The organism is Ochrobactrum sp. RH2CCR150 (assembly GCA_014138095.1).
Taxonomy (GTDB): Bacteria; Pseudomonadota; Alphaproteobacteria; order Rhizobiales; family Rhizobiaceae; genus Brucella; species Brucella gambitense.
Genome location: JACGXE010000004.1, coordinates 42,490 through 67,520 on the forward strand (window position 1 = coordinate 42,490; position 25,031 = coordinate 67,520).

The window sequence follows — 25,031 nt, forward strand, 5'->3', positions numbered from 1 at the left end:
GGTCCTTACTCCGCTGGCGCAATGCTGGCAGGTGCAAGCATGGCTTCAGGTTTGCTGTCGGGTTCCGGTCCGGCTTTGATAGCGCGTATCATCAGGCCCATTTCGATGATGAACAGGACCGTATAGATCGCGACAAAGCCAATGATGGTGAGCAGAACCGTCGATGCACCGAGATTGGAGACACCAACCGCAGTTGGCAAAATACCCTCGATAATCCAGGGCTGACGTCCGAATTCAGCGACAATCCAGCCCATTTCTGCGGCAATCCATGGCAGCGGAATTGCAAAGACCGCAATTTTGAGCAGGAAGCGATGCTGATCCAGCTTGCGCCGCGCCGACAGGACAAAGAACGTTCCGGTCAGCAGGATCAGGAAGAACCCGATGGCCACCATGATGCGGAATGCCCAGAACAACGGAAGAACCCCCGGAACGGTGTCATTCGCGGCTTTGGCAATCTGTTCGTCGGTAGCATTGCGCGGATCGTCCACATAGCGCTTCAGAAGGAGCGCGTAGCCCAGCCATTGGCTGTTATCGGCGAAAACGTCCTTCACATCCTGCGGTACAGCGCCCGTATCGCCAGCGGCGCGAATTTTCTGCAACGCATCATAGGCGACGATACCGTTGCGGATATGATTCTCTGCATTTTCGACCAGATCGTTGATTCCCTGGATCGGCGTGGTCAGCGAACGTGTGCCGATCAGACCCATGACCCACGGAATGTGCACGGCGAAGTGGGTTTCGCGTGCTTCCTGGTTTGGGAAGCCGAAGACTGTAAACGAGGCTGGTGCAGGCTCTGTTTCCCACATTGCTTCGATAGCAGCGATCTTCATCTTCTGGTGTTCATTGGCCAGATAGCCGCTTTCATCGCCAAGAACGACGACCGAAAGCGAAGCGGCCAGACCGAAGGAAGCAGCAACCGTCATCGAACGCTTGGCGAGTTCGACCGAGCGCCCCTTCAGCAGATACCAGGCGGAAACGCCCAGAACGAAGATCGAGGCGGTTGCGTAACCTGCCGAAACCGTATGCACGAATTTGGCCTGCGCCACCGGGTTCATCAGAACCGCGAAGAAATCGGTGATTTCCATGCGCATGGTTTCGGGATTGAACGCCGATCCGACCGGGTTCTGCATCCAGCCATTGGCGATGAGAATCCACAGAGCCGAAAAGTTCGAACCTGCCGCAACCGCATAGGTCGCGATCAGGTGGCCGACCTTGGAAAGACGGTCCCAACCGAAGAAGAACAGACCAACGAAGGTCGCCTCAAGGAAAAAGGCCATCAGGCCCTCAATGGCGAGCGGGGCGCCGAAAATATCGCCCACATAATGGCTGTAATAGCTCCAGTTCATACCGAACTGGAATTCCATCACAATACCCGTCGCGACACCAATCGCGAAGTTGATGCCAAACAGAGTACCCCAGAATTTCGTCATCTGTCGCCAGATGAGTCGCCCCGTCATCACATAAACGGTTTCCATGATGGCCAGCAGCACGGAAAGACCCAACGTCAGAGGTACGAAGAGGAAGTGATAAAGTGCCGTGATTGCAAATTGCAATCGCGACAGGGAGACAATATCGAGTTCCATCTTTTTCAGCCGGAAATCCCCGGCCCTCCTAGAGCATTCGCGACCGGAAAAATCCCCGGCATCGCAGAATGCGACCAAAACGAGTTAGTATTGCACGCCGCATAAATTGGCAGACGCGACGCGCCTTCATGTAACGGACCGTCATGACATGGTCCGTTTGAAACGAAGACGGCATAAAACCGCCCGTCGTTTCCATTCTCTAGTGTTGGCAAAGCCCCTGATAGATGGACCTTCGCCCGCCCGACTTACCTCATGGTATTGAGTATCTCACCGAAGCGCTGGTCACTCATGCACACAGACTCAACGAGAGCGCCTTGATTTAAAACAATGATCCGGTCGCAAATCCGCGCTTCGCGCTGGATATGTGTTGCAACCAGCAGCGTGTGCCCGCCCGCCTGCGCCCGCAGCCGATTCAGCACGTCTTCAGCGGTATTCGCATCCAGCCCTTCGGTCGGTTCATCGAGAAGCCACAAGGACGATTCGCTCAGGAAAAGGCGGGCCAGAGCCAGACGTCGCGCCTGCCCGCCGGACAATCCCAGGCCGCCCTCGCCCAGCATCGTGTCGAGGGCTGCTGGCAGCGTCTCGACGAAGTCTGCAAGACCGGCTGTGCGCAAAGCCTGCATCAGCGTTGTGTCGTCTGCATCCGGCTTGGCCAGCCGCAGATTATCGCGAAGGCTATCCTGAAACAGTTCCGTGCGCTGGGTCAGCAAACTGCTGGCCAACGCTTCTGCGCTGCCGTCTGTCGGCGCGATTTCGCCTGCGAGCAGGTTGAACAGGGTCGACTTGCCCGCGCCGCTGGTTCCGACAATGGCGACGCGCTCGCCCGCTTCGACGGTGAGGTTGATCGCCTTCAAGGCATCGACGGCTGCGTCTTCATGGCGGACAGAGAGATTACGAAGCTCCACAGCCATGCCATCCGGCGGTGTGGGTAGACCGGCTATCACTGCATCGTCGCGCAATTGCGGCCCAACGCGTCGTGCAGCCAGAATGGTGCGCCCCAGTTCCATCGCGCCGCGCCGCAGCGCTGCAAATGGTTCCATTGCGCCGAGAATAACCAGCATCGCCAAGGCGGCGACCGGAGCGCCGATCGTCCCGGACTGAACAAGCCAGCCAGCGCCGATCAGGCCGCCAGCCAAAAGTGCAGCATGCGCCACACCGAGACCCGCACCGGTTCTGATCTCGACCCGGTTGAGCGTACGGTCAGCCGCAGCCACATAACGATCTGCCCGGATAAGCGCATCGTTTTGCGCCTGCATCCGCCCAGCCATGAGCAATTCCGTCTGGCCCGCAACCAGATCGATCGTGCGGGCGCGCAACGCCTCGGTGCCCTTGGCGCGTCTGCGCATCGGTTTTTCCGAACGCCGCGCAGCCAATAGCGGCAGGCTCAAGCCGACGATCAAAAGCACAAGTGCAACAGCGAGCCCGAATAGCGGATGCATCAGCGCAAGCGCTAGCCCTGCAACCAATGCGGTTGCAAGTGCCGCACCAATCGGCACGACAACACGCAGATAAAGCGAATCCAGCGCGTCGATATCGGCAGTCAGCCGGAACAGAAGTCGCGCAGGGCGCTGCAAAAGTGCATTGGCTGCAGCGGGTTTCGCCCAGCTGCGAAACAGCTTTTCGCGCAACGCGGCCAGAATGGCGAGCGTCGCATCGTGGGTCACCAGACGTTCAAGATAACGGGCACCCGTACGCACGATTGCCAGAAACCGAATACCGGCAGCCGGTGCAAAAACATCGAACACAATGGCGGTTGCAACACTCAGGCCTGCAATTGCCGTTGCCGTAATGAACCAGCCAGAGAGGCCAAGCAGCGCGATACCGGCCAGAACAGTCACCGTCGCGGCTGCTATACCAGCGTAAAGAGCCGAGGCCTTTGTTCTGAAGAACAGGCGCAGGATTGGGCGGAGCGCTTGCAGACCGTTCATTCGGCTGCCCTCCTTTGCCACAAGGGATCCGTATCCTGACACGAATCCAAGCGTATGATGCGATCCATCCGGCGCGCCAGTCCCTCATCATGGGTGGCGACAATCAGGGTCTTGCCTTTGGCCAGCCGCAACAGACTGTCGGCAATATGCGTTGCCGTCTCTTGGTCGAGATGGGCCGTCGGCTCATCGGCAAGAATAATATCGGCTTTGGGATCAACCGCGATGCGAGCCAGCGCAAGCCGCAAGGCTTCACCGCCCGAAAGCCCGGCCCCGTTTTCACCGATAACGCCATTGCCGGTGACACCAGTGACATGTGCCAGCGCCATATCATCGATGATCGCGGCAGTCGGTCTGGCAGCGGCTTCTCGCCCGAGCGTGATATTGTGCCGTGCCGAGCCTGCAAAAATATGGGGCCTTTGCCCGACCCAGCTCATACGCTGGCGCAAGACCGTCGCATTTTCCGGCGTCATGTTCGTGCCGCCAATCCGTATCGCGCCATTCTGTGGTGCAGCCAATCCGGCAATCAGCGCCAGAATAGTGGACTTGCCGTAACCGCTCGGTGCAAGCAGAGCGACATGTTCGCCAGCCTCGATTGTCAGGTTGAAATCCGTCAAAACCGAAGGCCCAGCCGGATATTGAAAACCGATATCGTGCAATTGAACGGAGGGGCCCGTTTCCTCCGGTTCGCCCGCAGTGACGCTGCTGCTGCCGACAACCGGCATGGAATGACGGCTGAGCTTTTCCAACGCATCAATGGCGGCTTCGCCAGATGCACGGTCATGCCAGACGGAGGAAAGGTCGCGCAGCGGTTCAAAGAAGGCCGGCGACAGAAGCAGGATAAACAAGCCTTCGCCGAGCGTCAGCTGGTGTCCCCATGCGCCAAACTGCAAGGTGCCGAGCAGGTGAAAGCCGATATAAACGGCCACCATGGCTACGCCAAGTGCTGCAAAAAGCTCCAGTACGGCGGAAGACAGGAATGCAATCCGCAGAACTTTCATTGTCTTTGTGCGAAGGGTCTCAGCATTATCACGCAGCCGCGTGGCGGTCGCATCCACGGCGTGAAAACTGCGGATGGTGGTCAAACCGCGCAGGCGGTCCAACAGAAAACCATTCATCCCGCCAAGCGCTACAAGCTGCTTCTCACTCGCGGCTTTCGCGCGCCAGCCAATCAGCGCCATGAAAATCGGGATCAGAGGTGCTGCAACCAGCAACACCAGTGCTGCCGCCCACGAAAACCAGAAGACGGCCAGCAGGATCGCCAGCGGCACCAGCATGACCCGGATGCGCACCGGCACGAAACGAGAAAGATAGGGCACAACCATTTCCGCCTGTTCGGCGAGAATGCTCGCTGCCTCGCCCGACGATGGCCGGGCTGTATCGAGCGGAGAACGGTTGGAAAGTGCTGCGAAAGCCCGTTCGCGCAATGCTGTCAGTTCGGCGCGAGCGGCGTCGAATGCCTTGGCTGCACCAGCACCGTCGATCAGACTGCGCAGGCAACCCAGCAAGAATATGCCAAGCGCCGCATAATAAATTCTGTTGTCGAAACCCGTATCGGCGAGACATCCGATGGCATAGGCAATCAGTCCTGCCTGCGGCAGCCACAGAAGCGCTGCCAGTGCCTGAAGATTTGCCCCCCGCCGGAGCATGGCCGGAACTGGCCGACGCTCAGAACGACGCCTGGAAGGACTGGAGCGGTATTTGCCGCCTGTCGCCTTTCCGTCGTCTGGCGTCAGATCTTCCGCCAGTTGCTCCGTTTGGGGGACATCAGATGTCAATCTCGCTTAGGCTCCTTCTTGGCCGATGTTCGCCCGCGCCCCAAAGCAACGATCCTGTCAGTGGTTTCGAGGAAGCGGGTAACCTTGGCGCCGAGCGCCAGCAGGCTAGTCAGACGGTCAGTATCGAGCTTCTTCACGTCGTCGTACCAGTTGGTCAGCCGCTCGATCAGGCTGTACATGTCTTTCATGCGCTCCTGCGCATAACGGTCACCGTCGTCCTGCGGCGCTTCCATCAGCACTTCGCGCAGAACGGACAAGGTCGGATCAATCTCGCGCTTCTTGCGCTCTTCAGCGAGCGTGCGCAGGATCTGCCAGACATCATCCGGCGTCGTGAAGAAATCGCGACGGTCGCCGGGAATGTGCTTCAGAAGCACAAGGTTCCAGCCCTGCAGTTCGCGTATGCCCATGGAGACATTCGAGCGTGACACGCCAAGCGCGTCGACGATCTCGTCGGCGCACATGGGTTGAGGCGACAGATAAAGCAGCGCGTATATCTGCCCCACTGTGCGGTTGATGCCCCAACGGCTGCCCATCTCTCCAAAGTGGAGCACGAACGACTGAACGATTGGCGACAATTCCAAAATTCTCTCTCCCGTATTTTCTGAACTTTCAGAAATTACTGAAATCCAGATAATCTAAATGATGAAAACCTTCAATCCGCCTGACCGTCTATGCGTCGCATCCGGACAATTGGCCGCAGCCCACAGCACTCCTCCAAATGCCATCGGCCGCTCCTTCCGGACCCAACAGGCCGCAGGCAATACGCTTCAGATTCGGGAAAGAGCGAATATCGTGGCCGAACAAGAGGATATGAGTCTTTAAGTGAATCCGAAAAAGCTCAGTCCGTTCGTCCGAAAAACGATGACGGCCCCTTCTGAAAGAAGCCGCTGATTTTCCCCGTTCTGCACTGCGGAAAAGCCTATAACGCCCCTTCCGCACCCTCAAGCATGATGTCTGCCGGCCTCAATCGGGGTCGGAAGATGAAGGCAACTCCTTGCTGTCCTGCGTCGTGTCGCGATGGATCACGGCGCGGCTGAGCAGCATGAGCGTCACCGGCGTTGTGATGACCACAAAGACGGTAATCAATACTTCATGCAGAATCGGCTTCGATTGCAAGATGGAGAAAAATATGATCGAAGCGATCAAGATTCCGCCAGCCCCGAAAGAAGAGCCGATTGTCGGCGCGTGGATGCGTTCATAAAAGGTTTTGAAACGCACAAGGCCAATGCATCCGACGAGAGTCAGGAAAGCACCGGCGACGAGAAAAAACGAAATGAGGATGGCGGCCCAAAGCGGGATTTCGGCTGCATGGATCATTCGATCACCTCCCCGCGCATCAGGAATTTGGCGAGCGCGACGGTAGCAACGAAACCAAGCAACGCAATGATCAGCGCCGCTTCGAAATAGATGTCGCTGCCGGTGCGAATGCCGAAGGTGATCAACAGCAGCAAGGCATTTAGATAAAGGGCGTCGGTGGCGAGCACGCGGTCCTGCGCCCTTGGGCCAATAAGCAGGCGATATACAGCGCATCCCATGGCGGCGATCAGCATCAGTTGCGCGGCGAGCAGAGACCAGAAGATAATAACGGCACTCATGCGGATTTCTCCTTCTCGACGACGTCTCCGGCCCCGAAAATCGTAATCAGCGGCTTCTCGTATTTCTGCTTGATCAGATCGCGCCAGACCTGCGCTTCTTCAAGGTCCAGCACATGAATAGTCAGTTCGCGGCGCGCGCTGTGATGATCCACCCAGGCTGTGCCGGGAGTCGCCGTCACCACGCAGGCGAGAACCGCCAGCGCCGTGCGATTTTCCAGCTCCAGCGGGATAACCACAAAACCGGGGCGGCGCTTTCTTCCAGACAGAATGATACGCGCCACTGTGATGTTCGAACTCAGAATATCAAGGCTGAAAGTGACGAAAAGCCGGAGCATCGTCGGGATCGACCGAATATGATTTTTCTGTGGTTGAAGCGCCGTCATGATCTGGCAAGCGAACAGCGCGATGACCAGGCCAAGAATGAGTTGCGCGGGGGTAAAGCCATTCAGCAGCAGCCAGAACAGAAGCAGTGACGCGAACAGAAGCGGATATGGCAGGATTTTTCTCATTCTACCTCCGCCGCTTGCACGCCCGTTACCCTGGCCGCTTCGTGCTCAACCTTGGGAGCTTTGAGAACACTGTCGATATAATCGGACGGATGGTGCAGCGAACGCGCCGTTTCGTCCATATAGCGCATGGCGGGACCGGCAGCGATTGTCAGCGCAAGGCACAGCGCCAGCAGCCCGGCAATCGGCACCACTTCCCGCACCAGAACACGCGGCACATTGCCTTCGAGCGACGCCCAGAAGGTGCGGATGCCCGTACGTGTCATGGCGATGAGTGCCGAAAGTCCGGACAGCAGGATCAGCGCAATCAGCGCCCAGCTTGCCGGGCTGACCGGCATGGCCAGTTGCGGCGCCGTTCCATCCCCGTTGAATACCGCTGCAAGGATCAGAAACTTGGCAATGAAGCCCGAGAACGGCGGCAAGCCGATCAGCAGAATGGCGCAGATCGCGAAGAAAGTGCCGAGGATGGCAAGAGTGGCAGGCAGCACCGCGCCAACCTCCTCTTCCTCTTCTTCCTCCTCGTCGTCGCCATAGGCTTCCATCGTCACCGCGAGAACGTTGGCGGCAGCATCCTGTCCGCGCTCGACGAGCTCGATCAACAGAAAGAACGCGGCAATCGTCAGCGTGGAACTCACCATGTAGAACAATGCTGCTCCGGCCATCGCCGTATTACCACTGCCGATGGCAGCCAAGAGCGTGCCCGAGGAAACAAGAATGCTGTAGCTTGCAAGCCTGCCCATGGCCTGCGACGCGACCACGCCAATCAGGCCGAAGGCGAGCGTGATCATGCCGCCGAAATAAAGCCAGTCATTGCCGAAGCCGTAGGACGAGCCAGCACCGATGCCGAACATCAGCGGCGACAGGCGCAACAGCACATAAATGCCGACCTTGCTCATGATCGCGAAGATCGCGGCAACAGGCGCTGCGGCTGCAGTATAGGTCGGTGCAAGCCAGAAATTGAGCGGCCACATGCCCGCTTTGATCAGGAAGGCGACGCCCAGAACCGCAGCGCCAGCTTCAAGCAGCATACGGTCTTCTGGCGCAACCTGCGTGATCCTCTGCGCAAGGTCAGCCATATTCAGCGTGCCGGTGACACCATAGATCAGGCTCACGCCGATCAGGAACAGCGACGACGCTACCAGATTGACCGCGATGTAATGAAGACCTGCTTTAACGCGCGCCGGACCGGAACCGTACAGCGCCAGACCGTAGGATGCGGCGAGCATGACCTCGAAGAAGACGAACAGGTTGAACAGATCGCCGGTCAGGAATGCACCGTTCAGCCCCATCAGCAAGAGCTGGAAGATCGTATGGAAATGCGGGCTTGCCTTGTGCCAATGCGCCAGCGCGAAGCTGAGCGCGGCCATGCCGAGCAGGCTTGCTAGAAGCAGCATCATCGCCGCCAGCCTGTCGAGCACCAGCACAATGCCAAACGGCGCAGGCCAGTTGCCGATGAGATAGACGATTGCTTCCGGCGCTTTTTCGCTCGCCATGCCCACAAGCGTGCAGGCAATGCCGATCAGGCCGAGCGTGGACAGCGAATTGATCGTCATCTTCAGCTTGCGGCTGCGCTCGTCGATCAACAGCAGAACCGCCGCCGTTACCAGTGGCAGAAGGATCGGAGCAACGATGAGGTGTGATTTCCAATCCATCATCAATTCTCCTTGCCGTCGACATGGTCGGTGCGTGTCAGGCCGCGCGAGGCGAGCAGCACGACAAGGAAAAGCGCCGTCATGGCGAAGCCGATAACGATTGCCGTCAGCACGAGCGCCTGCGGCACCGGATCGGTATATTGAGCCGCCTGCACGTCAACGCCGGAACCCAGAACCGGCGGCGCGTTGGAACGCAGCCGTCCCATCGAAAAGATGAACAGATTCACAGCATAAGAGATCAGCGACAGGCCGATCGCCACCTGAAACGTGCGCGGGCGCAGCACCAGCCAGACGCCGGACGCCATCAGCACACCAATTGCGAGAGCAAGAACCAGCTCCATCAGTTCTCCTCCTTCGCAGTCGCTGCGGCGAGTTTCTCGACGCGATGTTTACGGATCGATTGGTGCGCCAGTGCAATCAGGACGATGACGGTTGCACCCACGACAAGCGTGAAAACGCCGAAATCGAACAGCAAGGCGCTTGCCATCGGCATTTTTCCGACATGTGGTATCTCCACATATTGGAAGAATGTGGTCAGGAAGGGATAGCCGAACAACCACGCGCCGGAGCCGGTTGCCGCAGCGCTCAGCAAGCCGATGCCGATCCAGCGCAGCGGCAGAATGCGCAGCCTGTCTTCAACCCAACGCGTTCCGGCAGCCAGATATTGCAGGATGAAGGCAATCGCCAGCGCAACACCGGCCGCAAAACCGCCGCCCGGCAGATCGTGCCCACGCAGGAACAGATGCACGGCCAGAACAATGATCACCGGGAACAGCCACTGCATGATAACCGACGGCACGGCCAGATAATCGTTCAGCGTTTCACCTGCCTTGCGATCAGGCATGGCTTCATCATAGGCGTCCTGAATCTTCTGCTGCGCAGTCGAGCCGGTGGAATCCGGTGCCGGACGGAAACGACGCAGCAGCGCGAAGACAGTCAGGCCAACAATGCCGAGAACGGCAATTTCACCGAACGTATCGAAAGCGCGGAAATCAACCAGAATGACATTCACGACATTCTTGCCGCCGCCGCCCGAATAGGCGTTCTGCAGGAAATAGTCGCCAATGCTGTTGGGCGACGGGCGCGTCATCATCGCATAGGCAATAACCGAAACGCCGACGCCACTGGCAACAGCCAGCAAAAGATCGCGATAACGACGGATACGCGGGCCGATCTTCACCGGAATCGGATCTGGGTCTTCCCAACGCTTGGGCAGCCAGCGCAGGCCAAGCAACAACAGAACTGTGGTGACGATTTCCACCAGAAGCTGCGTCACCGCAAGGTCGGGTGCAGACAGCCAGACGAAGGTGATGCAGGTGATGAGCCCTGCCCCTCCAAGCAGTATCAGCGCGGCCAGACGGTGATACTTGGCCTGATAGGCTGCACCAACCGCACAGGCGCAACCGAGCGCCCAGAGACCTGCGAAAATCGGATCGACCGGCTGCGCGCCCAAAGTGCCGGAGCGCAAGCTGCCCTCAATCAACGGCCACCCGGCAACCACAACGGCCACTGCAACAATGATGCGCAACTGCGGCTGCAAGCGACGCGTGCTCAGGAAATTTTCCGCCTTACGCGCCCAGTTCCACGACAGTGTCACCAGAACACGCTCGAAAATACGCTGGCCTTGCAGATGACGGAAGAGTGGGGGACCGTCCTCGCTGGTGGCCAGATAGTTTTTCAGGAGCCAATGCAGCAACACGCCGCCGATCATCGCGATGATACTCATCGTCAGCGGCAGATTGAAACCATGCCAGACCGAGAGGCTGTATTCCGGTGTCGCATCACCCAGTACGGAACGCACTGCCGAATGCAGGAACGGACCGATCGACAAGCCGGGAACGATACCGATCAAAAGGCAGAGCATCACCAGAAGCTCGATGGGACGACGCATCCAGTGCGGCGGCTCATGTGGCTCGCGCGGCAAATCGTGCGGCGGCGGCCCGAAGAACGTTGAGTAGATGAAGCGGATCGAATAGGCCACCGTGAAAATGCTGGCGAGCGTCGCCACATAGGGCGTGATCGTATCGAGCCAGGATGCCAGATGCGTTTCGACCGCCTCGGCAAAGAACATTTCCTTGGAAATGAAGCCGTTCAACAGCGGAACGCCAGCCATGGCGGCGCTCGCCACCATGGCAAGTGTCGCCGTATAGGGCATTAATCGGAACAAACCGCTCAGGCGGCGCATATCGCGCGTGCCCGTTTCGTGGTCAATAATGCCCGCCGCCATGAAAAGCGACGCCTTGAAGATGGCATGGTTGACCATGTGGAAGATCGCAGCCACCGCGGCAAGCGGACTTCCAAGGCTCAAAAGTGCGGTAATAAGGCCAAGATTGCTGATCGTGGAATAAGCGAGCAGCCCTTTGAGATCCTGCTGGAACACGGCAAAGAAGCTTGCCAGCAAAAGGGTTATCAGGCCCGCCGAGCCCAGTATCCAGAACCATTCCTCGGTTCCGGCCAACACCGGCCACAGACGGGCGAGCAGAAACACACCTGCCTTCACCATGGTTGCCGAATGGAGATAGGCCGAAACAGGTGTCGGCGCTGCCATCGCGTTCGGCAGCCAGAAATGGAACGGAAACTGCGCGCTTTTGGTGAAAGCGGCAAGCAGGATCAAAACAAGCGCAACCGTATAAAGCGGATGCGTGCGAACCTCGTTGCCCGCTGCCAGCACCACATCGAGATCATAACTGCCGACGATATGGCCGAGCAGCAGCATACCGGCGAGCAGACAGAAGCCGCCAATACCCGTAACCGTCAGCGCCATACGCGCGCCATCGCGTGCACTGGCATTGTGATACCAGTAGCCGATGAGCAGGAACGAGAAGATGCTCGTCAGTTCCCAGAAGACGGCGAGCAGGATTATATTGCCGGACAGAACGACGCCGAGCATCGAACCCATAAACGACAATAGGAAAGAGAAGAAGCGCGGCACCGGATCATCCGGCGACATGTAATAGCGCGCATAAATCACGACCAGCAGGCCGATGCCGGTAATCAGCATGGCGAACAGCCAGGCAAAACCATCCATGCGCAGCGTTACATTGAGACCATAGGCGGGCAGCCATTCAACTGTACCGCGCAAGACCTTCCCGTCCGAGACAATCGGATAAAGGCTGGCTGTAAGAATGAAGGCGACGAGAGCGATAGCTGCCGTGAACCAAGCGGAACCGCTTCGGTCGGCGCCCCTGAAAAGACCCGTGATGACGCTGCCAATAAAAGGAAGAAGGACAAGCAGGAAAAGCATTCTGCCGTCCATCGTCATGCGCCCAAGGCCTCCAATCCGCTCTTACGTTTTATAATCACACACATCTCGTCCGAAAGCTGTTCACACTTTTCGGGATGCGCTCCATTTTGTCTTAATTTCCGGGCGCAAAACCGTCAGGCATTTGCTGGAAACATAGGGTCAACTGATCCAGCGCATGCGCAGCTCAGGCAAGCAGCAACTGAAATGCTCCGGTCAGATGTTGTGAGGAATCATATATTCCAATGTCGTTATTATGACCGGGCCGCCAATATATTGGCAATAGCTTTCGATTGTTTATATGGGACAAATCAGAGGCTTATCGCAATTTTCTGACTTTTTTACCGTTGAAGGCGATGCGAATCTCTTTCTTTCGCCGCCAGCCTGCCCCTACAACCTTACCTTGAAGGGCAACTTGCCACGATTATCTTACAGGCGAATGACCAAACGAAGGTGTGCCGTCTGAAAGATTCTTTTTAGGTTCAACCTTCGAGCAGCGCGTCCACGAGCTTGGCAACCTGAACGCGGATATCCGGAACAGCGGTCGACTCCCAGAAAACGCCTTTTGTGACCGGACCAATTGCGAAGAAGGAGCCTGACGGCTCGCCGCGCGCGTTGATCAACTGGAAATCCTTGGTCACATCCAGACCGAGATCGAGCGCATCTGGCTTGCCCAGCCCATGCTCCATCAAGCCGAGCAATGCCGGATTGCGGGTTGTCGAGAACCGCGCATTGCCGCCACGGCAATCAATAATTGTTGCGATTTTCAGCTTGTGAAACAAACCGGTATGACGTTCGGGATAGCGGATCGTCATATCCACCTCGTTTTCCTGCACTGAAAGAAGCCGCCCGGCAGCAATCTCAAGCTGTCCAGACGCACGCGCAGCATCGATGCGATCAGCGACGGCAGGTGCCATACGGTGGCGATGTGTGTCCCACCAGGGACGCAAATGGCGGAGAAAACTCTCGCGTTGCGCCACCGGCAGCCGCGTCCATATCTGCTGGGTATGTGGCCGCAACGCATCCATGACCGCGCGCCAATTCGAACCCGAGCTTTCCGCTTCCTGCATCAGCGAACGAACGCGACGCAGCAGGCCGACAACGCCGGAAGCGACAAACAGTGAATCGGTATCGACCTTGAAAGGCTCCACAGGAACGTGACGCGCAGGCACGAGTCCACGTCTCGATATTGCGTGTATCGGTCCCCGATGGCCACGATCGAGCAACGACAATACGCTATCGACCATGGACAGTCCGGTCCCGAAGATCGCGACCGGCGCATCCGCTGGAATGTCGAAATAGCCTTTGCTGGACCAGTATTCGGCGACATTAGCGCCAGAAACGGCGATTGCTGTTTCATTGCCCGTCGCGACAATAACCGCATCTGCCGAAACAACTTCGCCCGAATCCGCGACAATGGCAGGCCTGCCGCCTTCCAGACGGACATCGACAACCTCGCGTGGGTCGACAGCCAGTCTCGGTGTGTCCCCAGTGCGATAGTCTCCAACAAGCTCATTCAGATAATCGCGATAGAGCCTGCGTGGCGCAAAAGACTGCGGCTGCCATTCATTGGCGATTGGCGCGCTTGCTGCTGTTTGCCGGGCTTGGAGCCAGTTCAGGAAATGATCGGAATTGCTCGGAAACGCGCTCATATTGTTCGCGCGAACATTGAGAAGATGGCTGGGGTTTTCCGTGGAATAAGCGATTCCCCTGCCAATCTGGCCCGACAGTTCGAAAATGCGAACCGTCGTGTCGCGGGAGCGCTCCAGCAACTGCGCCGCAAGAATGACGCCGCTCGCGCCGCCGCCGATAATGACAAAAGACTTCAAACTATCGTGACCTATCCCTGTTTGCGATGGTTTTGCCCTTTGAACGGCTCCCATCGTCCTTCCCAAAATCACACTAATTTAATAAGATTCCAACATCGTACCCAAGATGTAAACCCTGCTTTCGCAGGGAAATTTGCCGAAACGCACAGGCTCCCACCCGCTTTATCTGGCCAATATGGAAACAATGACGGCTTCACAATCCCTATTTGTTGACAGTGTGTCGCTGAAAAACGGGCTGGCGTTGAAGGGTTTTACCCCAATATCTTGGGGCACGACATGAATGTAACTTCTGGACATTCTGCATCAATAGATGCGTCAGGAAGTTCACAATCTACTGCAACATCAGGATTAGAACGAATGAACAATAGTCATCTCGCATCCATCAAGAAGCGTCGCACCCAGTATGCTCTCGGCAAGAACCTCCCGCTCGCCAAGGAACAGGTTGCGGAACTGGTCCGTGAAGCCGTCAAGCATACGCCTTCGTCGTTCAACTCCCAGAGCTCGCGTGCAGTCATCCTGTTTGGCGCTGAAAGCGACAAGCTGTGGAACATCGCTAAGGAAGAACTGCGTAAGATCGTTCCTGCCGATGCCTTCGCACAGTCGGAAGCCAAGCTCGACAGCTTTGCAGCCGGTGCAGGCACGGTTCTGTTCTTCGAAGACCAGAACGTCGTGAAGGGCCTTCAGGAAAAGTTCGCTCTTTATGCCGACAACTTCCCGGTCTGGTCGGAACAGTCTGGTGGTATGGCTCAGCATTCGGTCTGGACCGCCCTCTCCGACGCTGGTATCGGCGCGAGCCTGCAGCACTACAACCCGCTGATCGACGCAGAAGTCGCCAAGACCTGGGATATTCCGTCGTCGTGGAAGCTTCGCGCCCAGATGCCGTTCGGCTCCAACGAACAGCCTTTCGGCGAAAAAGCCTTCATGGATGATAGCGATCGCTTCAAGGTATTCGGCTGATCCCGGATTTCAGAATATGAGACAGGGCCGGAGATTTTCTCCGGCCTTTTCTTTTTTGCGGGCACAATAGTGCCGGATCGACGCACTCTATATTGTGAACCTTCCCCAAATAGGAATCTAATGGTGCAGCGCCAGAGCGAGTCGTGAACATCCGGCTGCTCGGAAGATGAGGCGCATTTTCTATGCATGGTCCGGCCCAAACGATGGCCGAGACCGAAGGGGAAATTGCATGACCACCGGAATCCTGTCCATCAATCACCGTCGCCATGGCGATATCGTCTCCAGAACGAGCCTCCAGTCTGGCTTTGCGCAGCGTCTTTTGCGCAGCACAATTCCTGCCGCGTTGGCCTTTGGCCTGTTGCTGTCGGCAGCGCCGAAAGCAGTGCAAGCCGCCACGCCAGCCGATACACTGGTCATCGCCATGGGTATTGATGACGTTATTTCGCTCGACCCGGCAGAAATTTTCGAAATCACCACCTCTGAAGTGCTCACCAGCACCTATGAGCGCCTGGTCACGACAGACACCAAGGATCCGACCAAGATCATTCCACAGATCGCCGAAAGCTGGACCTTCTCGGACGATGGCCGCTCGATCACTTTCAGGATTCGCAAAGGCCTGAAATTCGCCTCCGGCAACCTGTTGACGGCACAGGACGCAGCCTATTCGCTGCAACGCGCAATCAAGCTCGACAAGAGCCCGGCGTTCATTCTGAGCCAGTTCGGCCTGACGCGCGACAATGCGGATCAGAACATCGTGGCTCCTGATGACGAAACGCTGATCTTTACGACTGGAAAAGCGTTTGCGCCGAGCTTCGTTTTGAACTGCCTGACCTCCAGCGTTGCATCCATCGTGGACAGCAAGCTGGTCAAAGAGCACGAGCAGAAAGCGGAAAAGACCGATGCTTATCCTTACGATACCGACTTCGGCTATGAATGGCTGAAGACGGGTTATGCCGGATCTGGCCCATTTGCGTTGAAGCAGTGGCGCGCCAATGAAGTGCTGCTTCTCGAACGCAACGAAAATTATGCCGACGCCAAGCCCGCTATGAAGCGGGTCATCTATCGTCACGTCAAAGAAGGCAGTTCGCAGCGTCTGCTCTTGCAGGCAGGCGATATCGATATTGCGCGTAACCTTGAACCCGGCGATCTGGAAACGCTGAGCAAGGACGACAAATATCACGTACTCGCGGCTCCGAAGGGACGCGTCTATTATCTCGTTGCAAACCAGAATGTGCCTGAACTGGCCAAGCCGGAAGTGCGCCAGGCAATCAAATATCTCATCGATTACAACACCATCGAAGCCCAGCTCATCAAGGGTATTGGCCGCGCGCATCAATCCTTCCTGCCAACTGGCATGTTCGGCGCGGTGGACGACAAGCCTTTCACCTATGATGTCAACAAGGCCAAGGAACTACTGGCCAAAGCCGGTCTGAAAGACGGCTTCAAGGTGACACTCGACGTCCGCAACACGCAACCCGGCGTCGGTATTGCGGAAAACATCCAGCAGACCATGCGCAAGGCTGGCATTGACGTGGAAATCCTGCAAGGCGACGGCAAGCTGACCACGACCAAGGTGCGTGCGCGCAAGCATCAGCTCGCGCTGGGTATCTGGGGCCCGGATTATTGGGACCCGCATACCAATGCCGTGACCTTCACCAACAATCCGAACAATGGTGAAGACGTATCCATGCGCACCAATGCCTGGCAGGCGCATTGGGAGATTCCGGAACTGACGGCTGAAACCATGGCGGCTGCCGAAGAGCGCGACACGGCCAAGCGTGAGGCCATGTATCACGATCTTCAGAAGAAGTTTCAGGAGACCAGCCCGTTCGCAATCCTTTATCAGCAGATCGAAACAGCTGTGACCGGCGCGAATGTGCATGGTTTCAACATGGTCGCCGACGCCAACTACGTTCAGACGGTGACCAAGGACTAATCAAAAAGACCGGGCATCCAGCGATGCCCGGTCTTCTCTTTTAAACCACTGCGATTTCTTATTTCTGATCGTCGAAACTGAATGGCGGCAATTGCACAAGCGCTGACTTCAGTGCTTCGGACCAGCTTTCCGATACCGTCTGGTAATAGGGATCCGTTGCCTCAAAGCGCCGCTGCATGCCCGTCTTGAGGCTGTCGGTTTCGTAAATCTGCATGTCCAGCGGAAGCCCGACAGAGAGATTGGCCTTCAGCGTGGAATCGAAAGAAACGAGCAGCAGCTTCACTGCTTCCTCGAAGCTCATATCCTGCTGATAGGCGCGCACCAGAATGGGCTTGCCATATTTGTTCTCGCCAATCTGGAAGAATGGCGTATCGACCGAGCTTTCGATGAAATTGCCTTCCGGATAGATATAGAACAGGCGCGGCTGGCCGCCCTTGATTTGCCCACCCAGAATGAAAGATGCACCGAACGCATCTGCCGCCTTCTGGCCACCCGTTGCAGAATTCTGGATCACTTCCTTGACCGTATCACCGATCAGCCGCGCGACCTGAAACATGGAGGGCGCATCGAATACCGACGGGTGGCGGTCGGCAGGCGCCTTCATCCGCTCTTCGAGAAGGCTGGCGACGGATTGGGTCGTGGCAAGATTACCAGCCGAGAGCAGGACGATGACGCGGTCGCCGGGCTTCGACCAGCTCCGCATCTTGGAAAATGTGGATATATTATCGAGCCCCGCATTCGTCCGGGTATCGGACATGAACACAAGGCCACGATCAGTTTTCATTCCAACGCAATAGGTCATCGGCAGTATCCGGCAGGCATTATCATCGTTCTTGTCCGATCACTGCCCTACATTGATGTGAACCGCAAGGGTTTCAGCCGTTCCACCAAGCCGAACGCCCGAAATTGGAGCTGCATCGCGATAATCGAGCCCCGTAGCCAGACGCACATAGCGATCATTCGGGCAAATATTGTTGGCGGCATCGAAGCCGACCCAACCCAGCCCATCAACATGCGCTTCCGCCCAGGCATGACTTGCAGTCTGGTCTTCCACGCCCTCCATCATGAGATAGCCGGAGACATAACGCGCCGGAATGCCGAGAAGCCGTGCAGCTGACAGGAAGATGTGGCTGTGGTCCTGACAAACCCCTTTGCCCGCGCCGAGCGCCGTTTCCGCATCGGTGAAAACGCTGGTCGTGCCGGGCACATAGGCGACAGAACCATGGACGCGGTTCATCAGATCGTGAAGCAGCGCAAGCCGCTCATGCCCAGTTGAAAGTTCGCCTGCCAGCGCGCGAATGCCCTCACCCGGCAGTGTCAGTTCGGTTTCGCGCTCAAACAGCCACAATGGTGCATAGCCATAGACAGGCCCGAGCACGCCGACGCGATCTTCCACTTCGATACTGCCACTGGCGGTAATGATGATCTCGCTGATATTGCGATGGTGCTGCACCAGATCTGTCTTGTTACCAAAACCATCGACATAAGAGACTTCCGGCTCGCCGCCCTCGATCTTCAGCTCCCAGTGCTTCACCACCTGTCCCGGCACGGTTGGCGGTCGCAAACGCAAACGCTGCACCGCATAGGGCACCGGATGTTCATAAGCGTAATGCGAAACGTGCCGGATATTAAGATGCAAGCGAGGACCTCAATAGAAATTATAGGTTTCAGCGATCTCGTTGCCGAGCCGGTTGTTGCACTTGATGAAGTCCGTCAGGAATTCGTGCAGCCCCACATCGAAGATTGCACTTATGTCCTGATTTTGCAGTGTCGAAAAGATTTTCTCCCCTGTTTCATGACAGGTGGCATCATTGCCATAGTCCTTGGACAGAAAATCCAGATGCTCGTTGATGCTACGATAGCAATAATTCAGCGACCGCGGCATGCGCCCGTTCAGGATCAGGTAATCCGCGACATGTGCGGGGCGATAATCGCCGTCATAAACCCAGCGATAGGAACGATGCGCCGAAACAGAGCGCAGGATCGACTCCCACTGATAATTATCAAGTGTCGTACCGACATAGGAAATGGCCGGCAGAAGTACATAATATTTTACGTCGAGAATGCGCGCCGTATTGTCGGCGCGCTCTATAAAGGTGCCAAGGCCTGCAAAATCGAAAATCTCGTTGCGCAACATAGTGCCGTGAAAAGCCCCGCGGATCAGTGCCGTCTCGCGCTTGATCTGGTCGAGTAGTGGCGGCAGGTCGCTTTCCTTCAAAGGCTTGCTCAGCGACTTTTTCAAAAGCATCCACGCTTCGTTGACGCTTTCCCACGCTTCGCGCGTCAGCGCGGTGCGCACCATACGCCCATTGGAACGCGCCGTCTCAAAACACGACATCACGCTTGATGGATTACTGGTGTCCCGCAGCAGGAAGTCGGCAACATTCGCAGCATTGTAAGCATCATATTTGGCGGAAAAGGCCTGACTCGCGCCCGCCGACACCACCACGGAAGACCATTCCTCCGGGGCATCGGACGTTTTGGTCAGCGCCATGCGCAATCCGGCATCCACCAGGCGAGCCATGTTTTCCGCCCGCTCAATGTAGCGGAACATCCAGAAAAGCCCGTTTGCCGTGCGGCCTAAAAGCATGAAATCATTCCCCTTGTTGAGCCTTTTGGGCTCCGTCCTCGCGCTCCGGTCTTGATGCCGGTTTCAGCGCGTACAAAATCACGATGGACCAAGTTCTAGTCGTCCAGAACCCAGGTATCCTTGGTGCCGCCGCCCTGACTGGAGTTCACCACCAGCGATCCTTCCTTCAGCGCCACACGGGTTAAGCCGCCGGGCGTGATGCGGATACGATCGGAAACCAGCACGAACGGGCGCAGATCGACATGGCGTGGCGCCAGACCCTTTTCGGTAAAGATCGGGGTCGTGGAAAGCGCCAGCGTCGGCTGTGCAATATAGTTGCGCGGGCGAGCCTTGAGCTTTTTCGCAAAGGCTTCGCGTTCCGCCTTGGTGGAAGCAGGCCCGACCAGCATGCCGTAGCCGCCGGAACCATGCACTTCCTTGACAACGAGATCAGCAAGATTGTCGAGCACATAGGCCAGACTGTCCGGTTCCGAACAGCGCCATGTCGGCACGTTTTCGAGGATCGCCTTGCGACCGGTATAGAACTCGATGATTTCCGGCATGTAGGAGTAGATCGCCTTGTCATCCGCAATGCCGGTGCCCGGCGCGTTGGCAATGGTGATATTGCCTGCGCGGTAAACATCCATGATGCCTGCAACGCCGAGTGTCGAATCCGGACGGAAAGTCAGCGGGTCGAGATAGGCGTCGTCCACGCGACGGTAGAGCACGTCGATGGCACGATAGCCCTGCGTCGTGCGCATGGCGACACGACCATCGACCACTCGCAGATCGCTTCCTTCCACCAGCTCGACACCCATCTGGTCAGCAAGAAACGCATGTTCGAAATAGGCGGAATTATAAATGCCGGGCGTCAGCACCGCGACGGTCGGCACGCCCTGCGTACCGGGAGGCGCGACACTGGCCAAGGACTGGCGCAGCAATTGCGGATAATTCTCAACCGGACGCACCTTCACATTCTGAAACAGCTCCGGGAAAAGCTGCATCATCGTCTCGCGATTTTCCAGCATGTAGGAAACGCCAGACGGCGTGCGGGCATTATCCTCCAGCACGTAGAACTGGTTTTCCGCCGTGCGCACGATATCGACGCCGATGATGTGCGTATAGACATTGCCGGGTGGACGAAAACCGATCATCTCGGGCAGGAATGCCTCGTTCTTGGTGATCAGCTCCTTGGGAATACGCCCTGCCCTGATGATTTCCTGCCGATGATAAATATCGTCGAGGAAGGCGTTGAGCGCCATAACGCGCTGTTCGATGCCTTGCGAAAGACGACGCCATTCCTGACCGGAAATAATGCGCGGGATGATATCGAAGGGAATGAGCCGCTCGGCGGCTTCCTGATCGCCATAGACGGCGAAGGTGATGCCCGTCTTGCGAAAGACGCTTTCTGCGTCCTGAGATTTCTGCAAAAGCTTGCCAGAATCCTGGCCGTCGAGCCACTGTTTAAGAAATTCGTAAGGTGGCCGGACATTCCCGCCATGGTTGAGCATTTCGTCAAATGGCTTCACTTAATACCCCTTTTTCCGCTATTATTCAGCGCGGTTTCGGGGAAAAGCAAGCGTTGAAATCATATAAAAGTGCAAAGCAGGGTTGCGCAATTCGTCGTGATGACAACGGACGAAAGGCGATGTAGAATCCCGACCAAATTGGGAATCGCTGTACCGTTTTTCTTAGCTGGGACGGTGCGCTTTAACGACAGCAGGGTCCGTTTCAATGCGGTCCGCGCCAATCAAATCCAAACAATACGGGATAGCGGGAAAGACCGCCTGCAAGGTCATTGCGATGGATGCGGGCTTGCCCGGTAGGTTCAAAATGAAACTCTTGCCGCGACTACCAGCCGTCTGACGCGAAAGAATGGCCGTCGGCGTCTGTTCCAGACTGACGCGGCGCATCAACTCGCCAAAACCCGGCAATTCCTTATGCAGCACAACCTGCATGGCTTCCGTTGTTTCATCACGTGGGCTTGGTCCTGTGCCGCCAGTGGTCAGGATCAGATCGCAAGCCTCATCATCGCAAAGCGCAATCAGCGTATCGCGTACCGACGCCATTCCGTCGGGAATGACGCGCTTCACCGTTTCATAAGGCGTCACGATTGCGCTCTTCAGCCATGCTTCGATGGCAGGGCCGCTCAGATCCTCATATTCGCCGCGACTTGCACGGTCAGAAACGGTAACAACGCCGATTTTCAAGGTCTTATCCTCATATCCGGTAAGCCGGAACGCTTATAGCCCCCGATCTTGATAATGTGAAGGCCACCTATCAGTTCAGGTTCATCGCGGTTGAATCAAGTTAGTGCTCTAACATTTTGTTTTTACGCGCATCTTCTCGCAAAACCGTTTCACACTTCTCAGCTTGTGCTCTATCATCGCCGCTTATGCGTATATTGCTTGTCGAAGACAATCTGACCCTCGCGAGCTGGCTTGCCAAAAGCCTGCAACAGTCGAATTACAACGTCGATACGGTGCACGATGCCGCCGACGCTGAACAGGCTTTGGCCTTCACCGAGTATAATCTCGTCATCCTCGATCTGGGCCTGCCGGACAAGACCGGGCTGGACGTGCTGGAGCAGATACGCAGTCGCGGTAATGAAGTGCCGGTCATCATCCTGACCGCCAATGCGAGCCTCGATGGACGCATTCGCGGGCTGGACGCCGGAGCGGACGATTATCTGGCAAAGCCTTTTGAATTAAGCGAGCTGGAAGCACGTATCCGCGCGCATCTGCGGCGGGCAAGCCAGCGCACTGCGCCCGTCGTCACCTGTGGTTTTCTGCGCTTCGACACCAATACGCGGCTGTTTTCAGTCGGGGATGATGCATTGCCGCTTGCCCCCAAGGAACATGCGGTGTTGGAGCAGCTTCTGCGCCGGATTGGAACCACCGTCAGCAAGGCGACACTGGTTCAGGGCATCTATGATTTTGACAGCGAGACGGACGAGAACGCCATCGAAATCTACATTCATCGTCTGCGGAAGAAACTCGAAGGCAGCAAGGCGGAGATCGTGACGTTACGCGGCCTCGGCTATCTTCTGCGCGACGCGGGCTGACATGGCCCGGCTTTTCTCCCGACTGTCCCAAAGTCTTCGCGCCCAGCTCGTCTCGTGGATTGTCGTGCCGCTGATCGTTGTCGCGGCCCTCAATCTCTGGACGGCGTGGCGCTCCTCGGAAAATATCGCAGGCATCGTCTCCGACCGGATGCTGACAGCCTCTGCCCGCGCAATTGGCGAAGCGACAGCAGCGTCACACGACGCCATCGATGCAGTCATACCGCCGGTCGCCTTGGAAATGTTTTCAACCGGCTACGGCGATCGCGTCTATTATCGTGTCGAAACTTCGGATGGCCGCCTGCTGGCCGGTTATCCCGATCTGCCGCAGCCTGCGACAACGGCCAATTTCGATCCGCAGCATTATCTGGGAACCTATCGTGACCGCGAGTTGCGGCTCGTGGTTCTGCGCCATCCTGTTGCCGCTTCCGCGAACTTACCGCAATCAATCGACGTTATCGTCGGTGTGACCATGGCCGGTTATGATGCCATGCAGCGCGATCTCTGGTTGCATTCGGTATGGCAGCAATCCCTGCTCATCATCGCGGCGGGCGCCCTGTCGCTGCTGGGACTGCGCTTTGTGTTACGCCCGCTCATCCGGCTGCGCAACGAAGTGCGCAATCGAAAATCGGAACTCGAAGCGTTTGATCCCGAGACGGTCCAGACAGAATTGCGACCGCTGGTCACCGCGCTCAACCAATATATGGAGCGGGTGCGCAAGCAGATGTCGGCACAGCGCCGGTTTATCCAGAATGCCGCGCACCAGCTTCGCACGCCGATTGCAACGCTGACCACACAGGCGAGTTTTGCCGTGCGCACGACCAGTGAGAATGAGCGAAACGAAGTCCTCACCAGTCTCAAAAATACGGCCATGCAGCTCTCCCGCCTCGCCGCGCAATTGCTGACACTGTCACGTGCCGAACCCGGAAGCAGGCGACCCCGCGCTGACCGTATCGATCTGGCCGAAGCTGGAAAACAGGTGCTGGAAAGCCTTGCTGGAAAGGCCTTCGACCGCAACATCGATCTCGGCTTCGATCTGAAAACGGCAAATGCCGCCGTCTCTGGCGATGGTACGATGCTGCGCGAAATGATCGTCAATCTGGTGGACAATGCCCTCAGCTACACACCGCAAGGCGGCATGGTGACCTTGAGCATCGATAGTCAGGATAGCCGGGTTCGTATCACGGTTGAAGATAACGGTCCCGGAATTGCCGTTGCAGAACGCGAACATGTTTTCGAACGCTTCTACCGTGTGCCGGGAACGCTTGCCGAAGGAAGCGGTCTCGGCCTTGCCATCGTGCGGGAAGTTGCCGATGCGGCGGATGGCGACGTCCAGCTTCTCGAAACAAAAGGCGGCGGGCTAACGGTCATTGTGACCTTGCCCGCCGCCTGATTTAAGAGCATTTCCAGCAAAAGTGCGAAGCGGTTTTGCGTAGGATAATGCGTGAAAACAAACGGATAGAGAGGTTCCGACGGAACCGCTCTATCAATTCTCAGCTTTCGTTATCAGCTGCCCTGTTCGGACAAAGCCTGCGGACGCCACTTGACGAGATGATTTTCGATCAGCGTGATGATGTATTCAACCACCAGAGCCAGCACGGCCAGAATGACCATGGCGGAGAAAACGCCATTGGCATTGAACGAGCCCTGAGCCGTCGAGATCATCAGGCCAACGCCCTTCTTGGCGCCCAGAAACTCACCCACCACCGCACCGACAAGCGCGAAGCCGAAGCTGACATGCAAGCTGGCCAGAATCCAGCTCATGGCCGATGGGATGATGACCGAGCGAGTAATCTGCGAGGGTGAAGCACCCAGAATCTGTGCATTGGCGATCAAGGCGCGGTCGGCTTCACGGACACCCTGGAACGCATTGGCGAAGACCACGAAGAACACCATGACCACGGCAAGCGCGACCTTGGAAGCCATACCGAGACCAAGCGCAATGATGAAGATCGAGCCGAGAACAACACGGGGGATCGAGTTGGCGATCTTGATATAAATCGAGAACACATCGGCCAGAAACTTGTTACGGCCGAGAATGATGCCACAGATGACGCCGCCCACAGCACCGATGAGGAAGCCAAGCACGGTTTCTTCAAGCGTTACGATGATCTGCTCGGAAAGCGGACCCTGCGATGTGCCTTCCGTGATCCAGATCCAGATCTGGTCGGCGATGCCCGACGGGCTGGCAAAGAAGAACGGGTCGATAAAGCCCGTGCGTGCGCCCAGTTCCCAGCCGCCAAGGACTGCGAAAAGAATGGCGAGGCGAACGAGAATAACGACGGCGCGACGCTGGCGCGACTTGGCGCGAAAGGTCGCTTCCGTGCGGGCGAGTTCCGCAGCGCTGCCATTGGCCTGAGCGCCCGCGGGAGAAGCAAGAGTTTGTGCAGTCATGTCGG

General features: G+C 57.1%; 21 protein-coding genes. 4 read left to right on the top strand and 17 right to left on the bottom strand.

Going from position 1 to position 25,031, the window contains the following annotated elements; all coding sequences use genetic code 11:
* Window positions 1-5: 5 nt before the first annotated feature.
* From FHW03_RS10150 to FHW03_RS10200, 11 genes are all read right to left on the bottom strand, one after another.
* The gene (locus tag FHW03_RS10150; protein ID WP_182520524.1) at window positions 6-1,583 is read right to left on the bottom strand and encodes a cytochrome ubiquinol oxidase subunit I; all 1,578 of its coding nucleotides are present in this window, start codon (window positions 1,581-1,583) and stop codon (window positions 6-8) included.
* Between the two features lie 245 nt (window positions 1,584-1,828).
* Window positions 1,829-3,511 (bottom strand): thiol reductant ABC exporter subunit CydC, encoded by a 1,683-nt coding sequence (gene cydC / locus FHW03_RS10155; protein ID WP_182520525.1) that lies wholly within the window; start codon window positions 3,509-3,511, stop codon window positions 1,829-1,831.
* Window positions 3,508-5,286, bottom strand: a complete 1,779-nt coding sequence (gene cydD, locus FHW03_RS10160; protein WP_182520526.1) for a thiol reductant ABC exporter subunit CydD — start codon at window positions 5,284-5,286, stop codon at window positions 3,508-3,510. Before cydD ends, cydC begins: the two co-directional genes overlap by 4 nt.
* The gene (locus FHW03_RS10165) at window positions 5,283-5,867 is read right to left on the bottom strand and encodes a GbsR/MarR family transcriptional regulator (protein ID WP_171058827.1); all 585 of its coding nucleotides are present in this window, start codon (window positions 5,865-5,867) and stop codon (window positions 5,283-5,285) included. The genes cydD and FHW03_RS10165 overlap by 4 nt, the downstream gene beginning before the upstream one ends.
* 382 nt (window positions 5,868-6,249) lie before the next feature.
* Window positions 6,250-6,603: a monovalent cation/H(+) antiporter subunit G gene (gene mnhG / locus FHW03_RS10170; RefSeq protein ID WP_078337010.1), complete on the bottom strand. Its 354-nt coding sequence runs from the start codon at window positions 6,601-6,603 to the stop codon at window positions 6,250-6,252.
* Entirely contained in the window at window positions 6,600-6,881 is a 282-nt protein-coding gene (locus FHW03_RS10175; RefSeq protein WP_182520527.1) for a K+/H+ antiporter subunit F, read from the bottom strand. Before FHW03_RS10175 ends, mnhG begins: the two co-directional genes overlap by 4 nt.
* Window positions 6,878-7,390 (bottom strand): Na+/H+ antiporter subunit E, encoded by a 513-nt coding sequence (locus FHW03_RS10180; protein WP_182520528.1) that lies wholly within the window; start codon window positions 7,388-7,390, stop codon window positions 6,878-6,880. The genes FHW03_RS10175 and FHW03_RS10180 overlap by 4 nt, the downstream gene beginning before the upstream one ends.
* Window positions 7,387-9,039 (bottom strand): monovalent cation/H+ antiporter subunit D, encoded by a 1,653-nt coding sequence (locus tag FHW03_RS10185; RefSeq protein ID WP_182520830.1) that lies wholly within the window; start codon window positions 9,037-9,039, stop codon window positions 7,387-7,389. Before FHW03_RS10185 ends, FHW03_RS10180 begins: the two co-directional genes overlap by 4 nt.
* Window positions 9,040-9,041: 2 nt before the next feature.
* Complete coding sequence (locus FHW03_RS10190) at window positions 9,042-9,380, bottom strand: Na+/H+ antiporter subunit C (RefSeq protein ID WP_182520529.1); 339 nt, start codon at window positions 9,378-9,380, stop codon at window positions 9,042-9,044.
* Entirely contained in the window at window positions 9,380-12,301 is a 2,922-nt protein-coding gene (locus FHW03_RS10195) for a monovalent cation/H+ antiporter subunit A (RefSeq protein WP_182520530.1), read from the bottom strand. The genes FHW03_RS10190 and FHW03_RS10195 overlap by 1 nt, the downstream gene beginning before the upstream one ends.
* A gap of 461 nt (window positions 12,302-12,762) precedes the next feature.
* Window positions 12,763-14,109 carry an FAD/NAD(P)-binding protein gene (locus FHW03_RS10200; RefSeq protein ID WP_182520531.1) on the bottom strand — a complete coding sequence of 449 codons (1,347 nt, stop codon included), beginning with the start codon at window positions 14,107-14,109 and terminating at the stop codon, window positions 12,763-12,765.
* A gap of 357 nt (window positions 14,110-14,466) precedes the next feature.
* Here FHW03_RS10200 and FHW03_RS10205 point away from each other — a divergent pair, with 357 nt between their 5' ends.
* Together FHW03_RS10205 and FHW03_RS10210 are read left to right on the top strand one after the other, a co-directional pair.
* Window positions 14,467-15,066, top strand: a complete 600-nt coding sequence (locus tag FHW03_RS10205) for a nitroreductase family protein (RefSeq protein ID WP_182520532.1) — start codon at window positions 14,467-14,469, stop codon at window positions 15,064-15,066.
* A 229-nt stretch (window positions 15,067-15,295) separates the two neighbouring features.
* Complete coding sequence (locus FHW03_RS10210) at window positions 15,296-17,002, top strand: ABC transporter substrate-binding protein (protein ID WP_377514558.1); 1,707 nt, start codon at window positions 15,296-15,298, stop codon at window positions 17,000-17,002.
* A gap of 58 nt (window positions 17,003-17,060) precedes the next feature.
* Here FHW03_RS10210 and FHW03_RS10215 read toward each other — a convergent pair whose 3' ends face one another.
* The 5 genes from FHW03_RS10215 to mog form a co-directional block, all read right to left on the bottom strand.
* Window positions 17,061-17,804 (bottom strand): proteasome-type protease, encoded by a 744-nt coding sequence (locus tag FHW03_RS10215; protein WP_078337019.1) that lies wholly within the window; start codon window positions 17,802-17,804, stop codon window positions 17,061-17,063.
* 39 nt (window positions 17,805-17,843) lie between these two features.
* On the bottom strand, window positions 17,844-18,641 hold the full coding sequence (locus FHW03_RS10220) for a transglutaminase family protein (RefSeq protein ID WP_182520533.1): 798 nt from the start codon (window positions 18,639-18,641) through the stop codon (window positions 17,844-17,846).
* A 9-nt stretch (window positions 18,642-18,650) separates the two neighbouring features.
* The gene (locus FHW03_RS10225) at window positions 18,651-19,592 is read right to left on the bottom strand and encodes an alpha-E domain-containing protein (protein WP_182520534.1); all 942 of its coding nucleotides are present in this window, start codon (window positions 19,590-19,592) and stop codon (window positions 18,651-18,653) included.
* Window positions 19,593-19,687: 95 nt separating this feature from the next.
* Complete coding sequence (locus tag FHW03_RS10230; RefSeq protein WP_182520535.1) at window positions 19,688-21,100, bottom strand: circularly permuted type 2 ATP-grasp protein; 1,413 nt, start codon at window positions 21,098-21,100, stop codon at window positions 19,688-19,690.
* A 162-nt stretch (window positions 21,101-21,262) separates the two neighbouring features.
* A complete protein-coding gene (gene mog / locus FHW03_RS10235) occupies window positions 21,263-21,781 on the bottom strand; it encodes a molybdopterin adenylyltransferase (protein WP_182520536.1) in 519 nt (172 codons plus the stop codon).
* 185 nt (window positions 21,782-21,966) lie between these two features.
* Between mog and FHW03_RS10240 the strand changes: the two genes are divergently transcribed.
* Window positions 21,967-22,635, top strand: coding sequence for a response regulator transcription factor (locus tag FHW03_RS10240; protein WP_182520537.1), 669 nt, complete (start codon window positions 21,967-21,969; stop codon window positions 22,633-22,635).
* A 1-nt stretch (window position 22,636) separates the two neighbouring features.
* The gene (locus FHW03_RS10245; protein ID WP_182520538.1) at window positions 22,637-24,025 is read left to right on the top strand and encodes a sensor histidine kinase; all 1,389 of its coding nucleotides are present in this window, start codon (window positions 22,637-22,639) and stop codon (window positions 24,023-24,025) included.
* Window positions 24,026-24,138: 113 nt separating this feature from the next.
* Here the strand turns inward: FHW03_RS10245 and FHW03_RS10250 are convergent, their stop codons facing one another.
* Entirely contained in the window at window positions 24,139-25,026 is an 888-nt protein-coding gene (locus FHW03_RS10250; RefSeq protein WP_113533464.1) for an ABC transporter permease, read from the bottom strand.
* Between the last annotated feature and the right edge of the window lie 5 nt (window positions 25,027-25,031).

What these genes read in the sequence shown, in the direction of transcription:
- FHW03_RS10180 (WP_182520528.1), bottom strand. Translation starts at nt 7,390, where the DNA reads ATGAGAAAAATCCTGCCATATCCGCTTCTGTTCGCGTCACTGCTTCTG.
- FHW03_RS10250 (WP_113533464.1), bottom strand. Translation starts at nt 25,026, where the DNA reads ATGACTGCACAAACTCTTGCTTCTCCCGCGGGCGCTCAGGCCAATGGC.
- FHW03_RS10175 (WP_182520527.1), bottom strand. Translation starts at nt 6,881, where the DNA reads ATGAGTGCCGTTATTATCTTCTGGTCTCTGCTCGCCGCGCAACTGATG.
- FHW03_RS10150 (WP_182520524.1), bottom strand. Translation starts at nt 1,583, where the DNA reads ATGGAACTCGATATTGTCTCCCTGTCGCGATTGCAATTTGCAATCACG.
- FHW03_RS10215 (WP_078337019.1), bottom strand. Translation starts at nt 17,804, where the DNA reads ATGACCTATTGCGTTGGAATGAAAACTGATCGTGGCCTTGTGTTCATG.
- mnhG (WP_078337010.1), bottom strand. Translation starts at nt 6,603, where the DNA reads ATGATCCATGCAGCCGAAATCCCGCTTTGGGCCGCCATCCTCATTTCG.
- FHW03_RS10210 (WP_377514558.1), top strand. Translation starts at nt 15,296, where the DNA reads ATGACCACCGGAATCCTGTCCATCAATCACCGTCGCCATGGCGATATC.
- cydC (WP_182520525.1), bottom strand. Translation starts at nt 3,511, where the DNA reads ATGAACGGTCTGCAAGCGCTCCGCCCAATCCTGCGCCTGTTCTTCAGA.
- FHW03_RS10205 (WP_182520532.1), top strand. Translation starts at nt 14,467, where the DNA reads ATGAACAATAGTCATCTCGCATCCATCAAGAAGCGTCGCACCCAGTAT.
- FHW03_RS10225 (WP_182520534.1), bottom strand. Translation starts at nt 19,592, where the DNA reads ATGCTTTTAGGCCGCACGGCAAACGGGCTTTTCTGGATGTTCCGCTAC.
- FHW03_RS10195 (WP_182520530.1), bottom strand. Translation starts at nt 12,301, where the DNA reads ATGACGATGGACGGCAGAATGCTTTTCCTGCTTGTCCTTCTTCCTTTT.
- FHW03_RS10190 (WP_182520529.1), bottom strand. Translation starts at nt 9,380, where the DNA reads ATGGAGCTGGTTCTTGCTCTCGCAATTGGTGTGCTGATGGCGTCCGGC.
- FHW03_RS10240 (WP_182520537.1), top strand. Translation starts at nt 21,967, where the DNA reads ATGCGTATATTGCTTGTCGAAGACAATCTGACCCTCGCGAGCTGGCTT.
- FHW03_RS10245 (WP_182520538.1), top strand. Translation starts at nt 22,637, where the DNA reads ATGGCCCGGCTTTTCTCCCGACTGTCCCAAAGTCTTCGCGCCCAGCTC.
- FHW03_RS10185 (WP_182520830.1), bottom strand. Translation starts at nt 9,039, where the DNA reads ATGGATTGGAAATCACACCTCATCGTTGCTCCGATCCTTCTGCCACTG.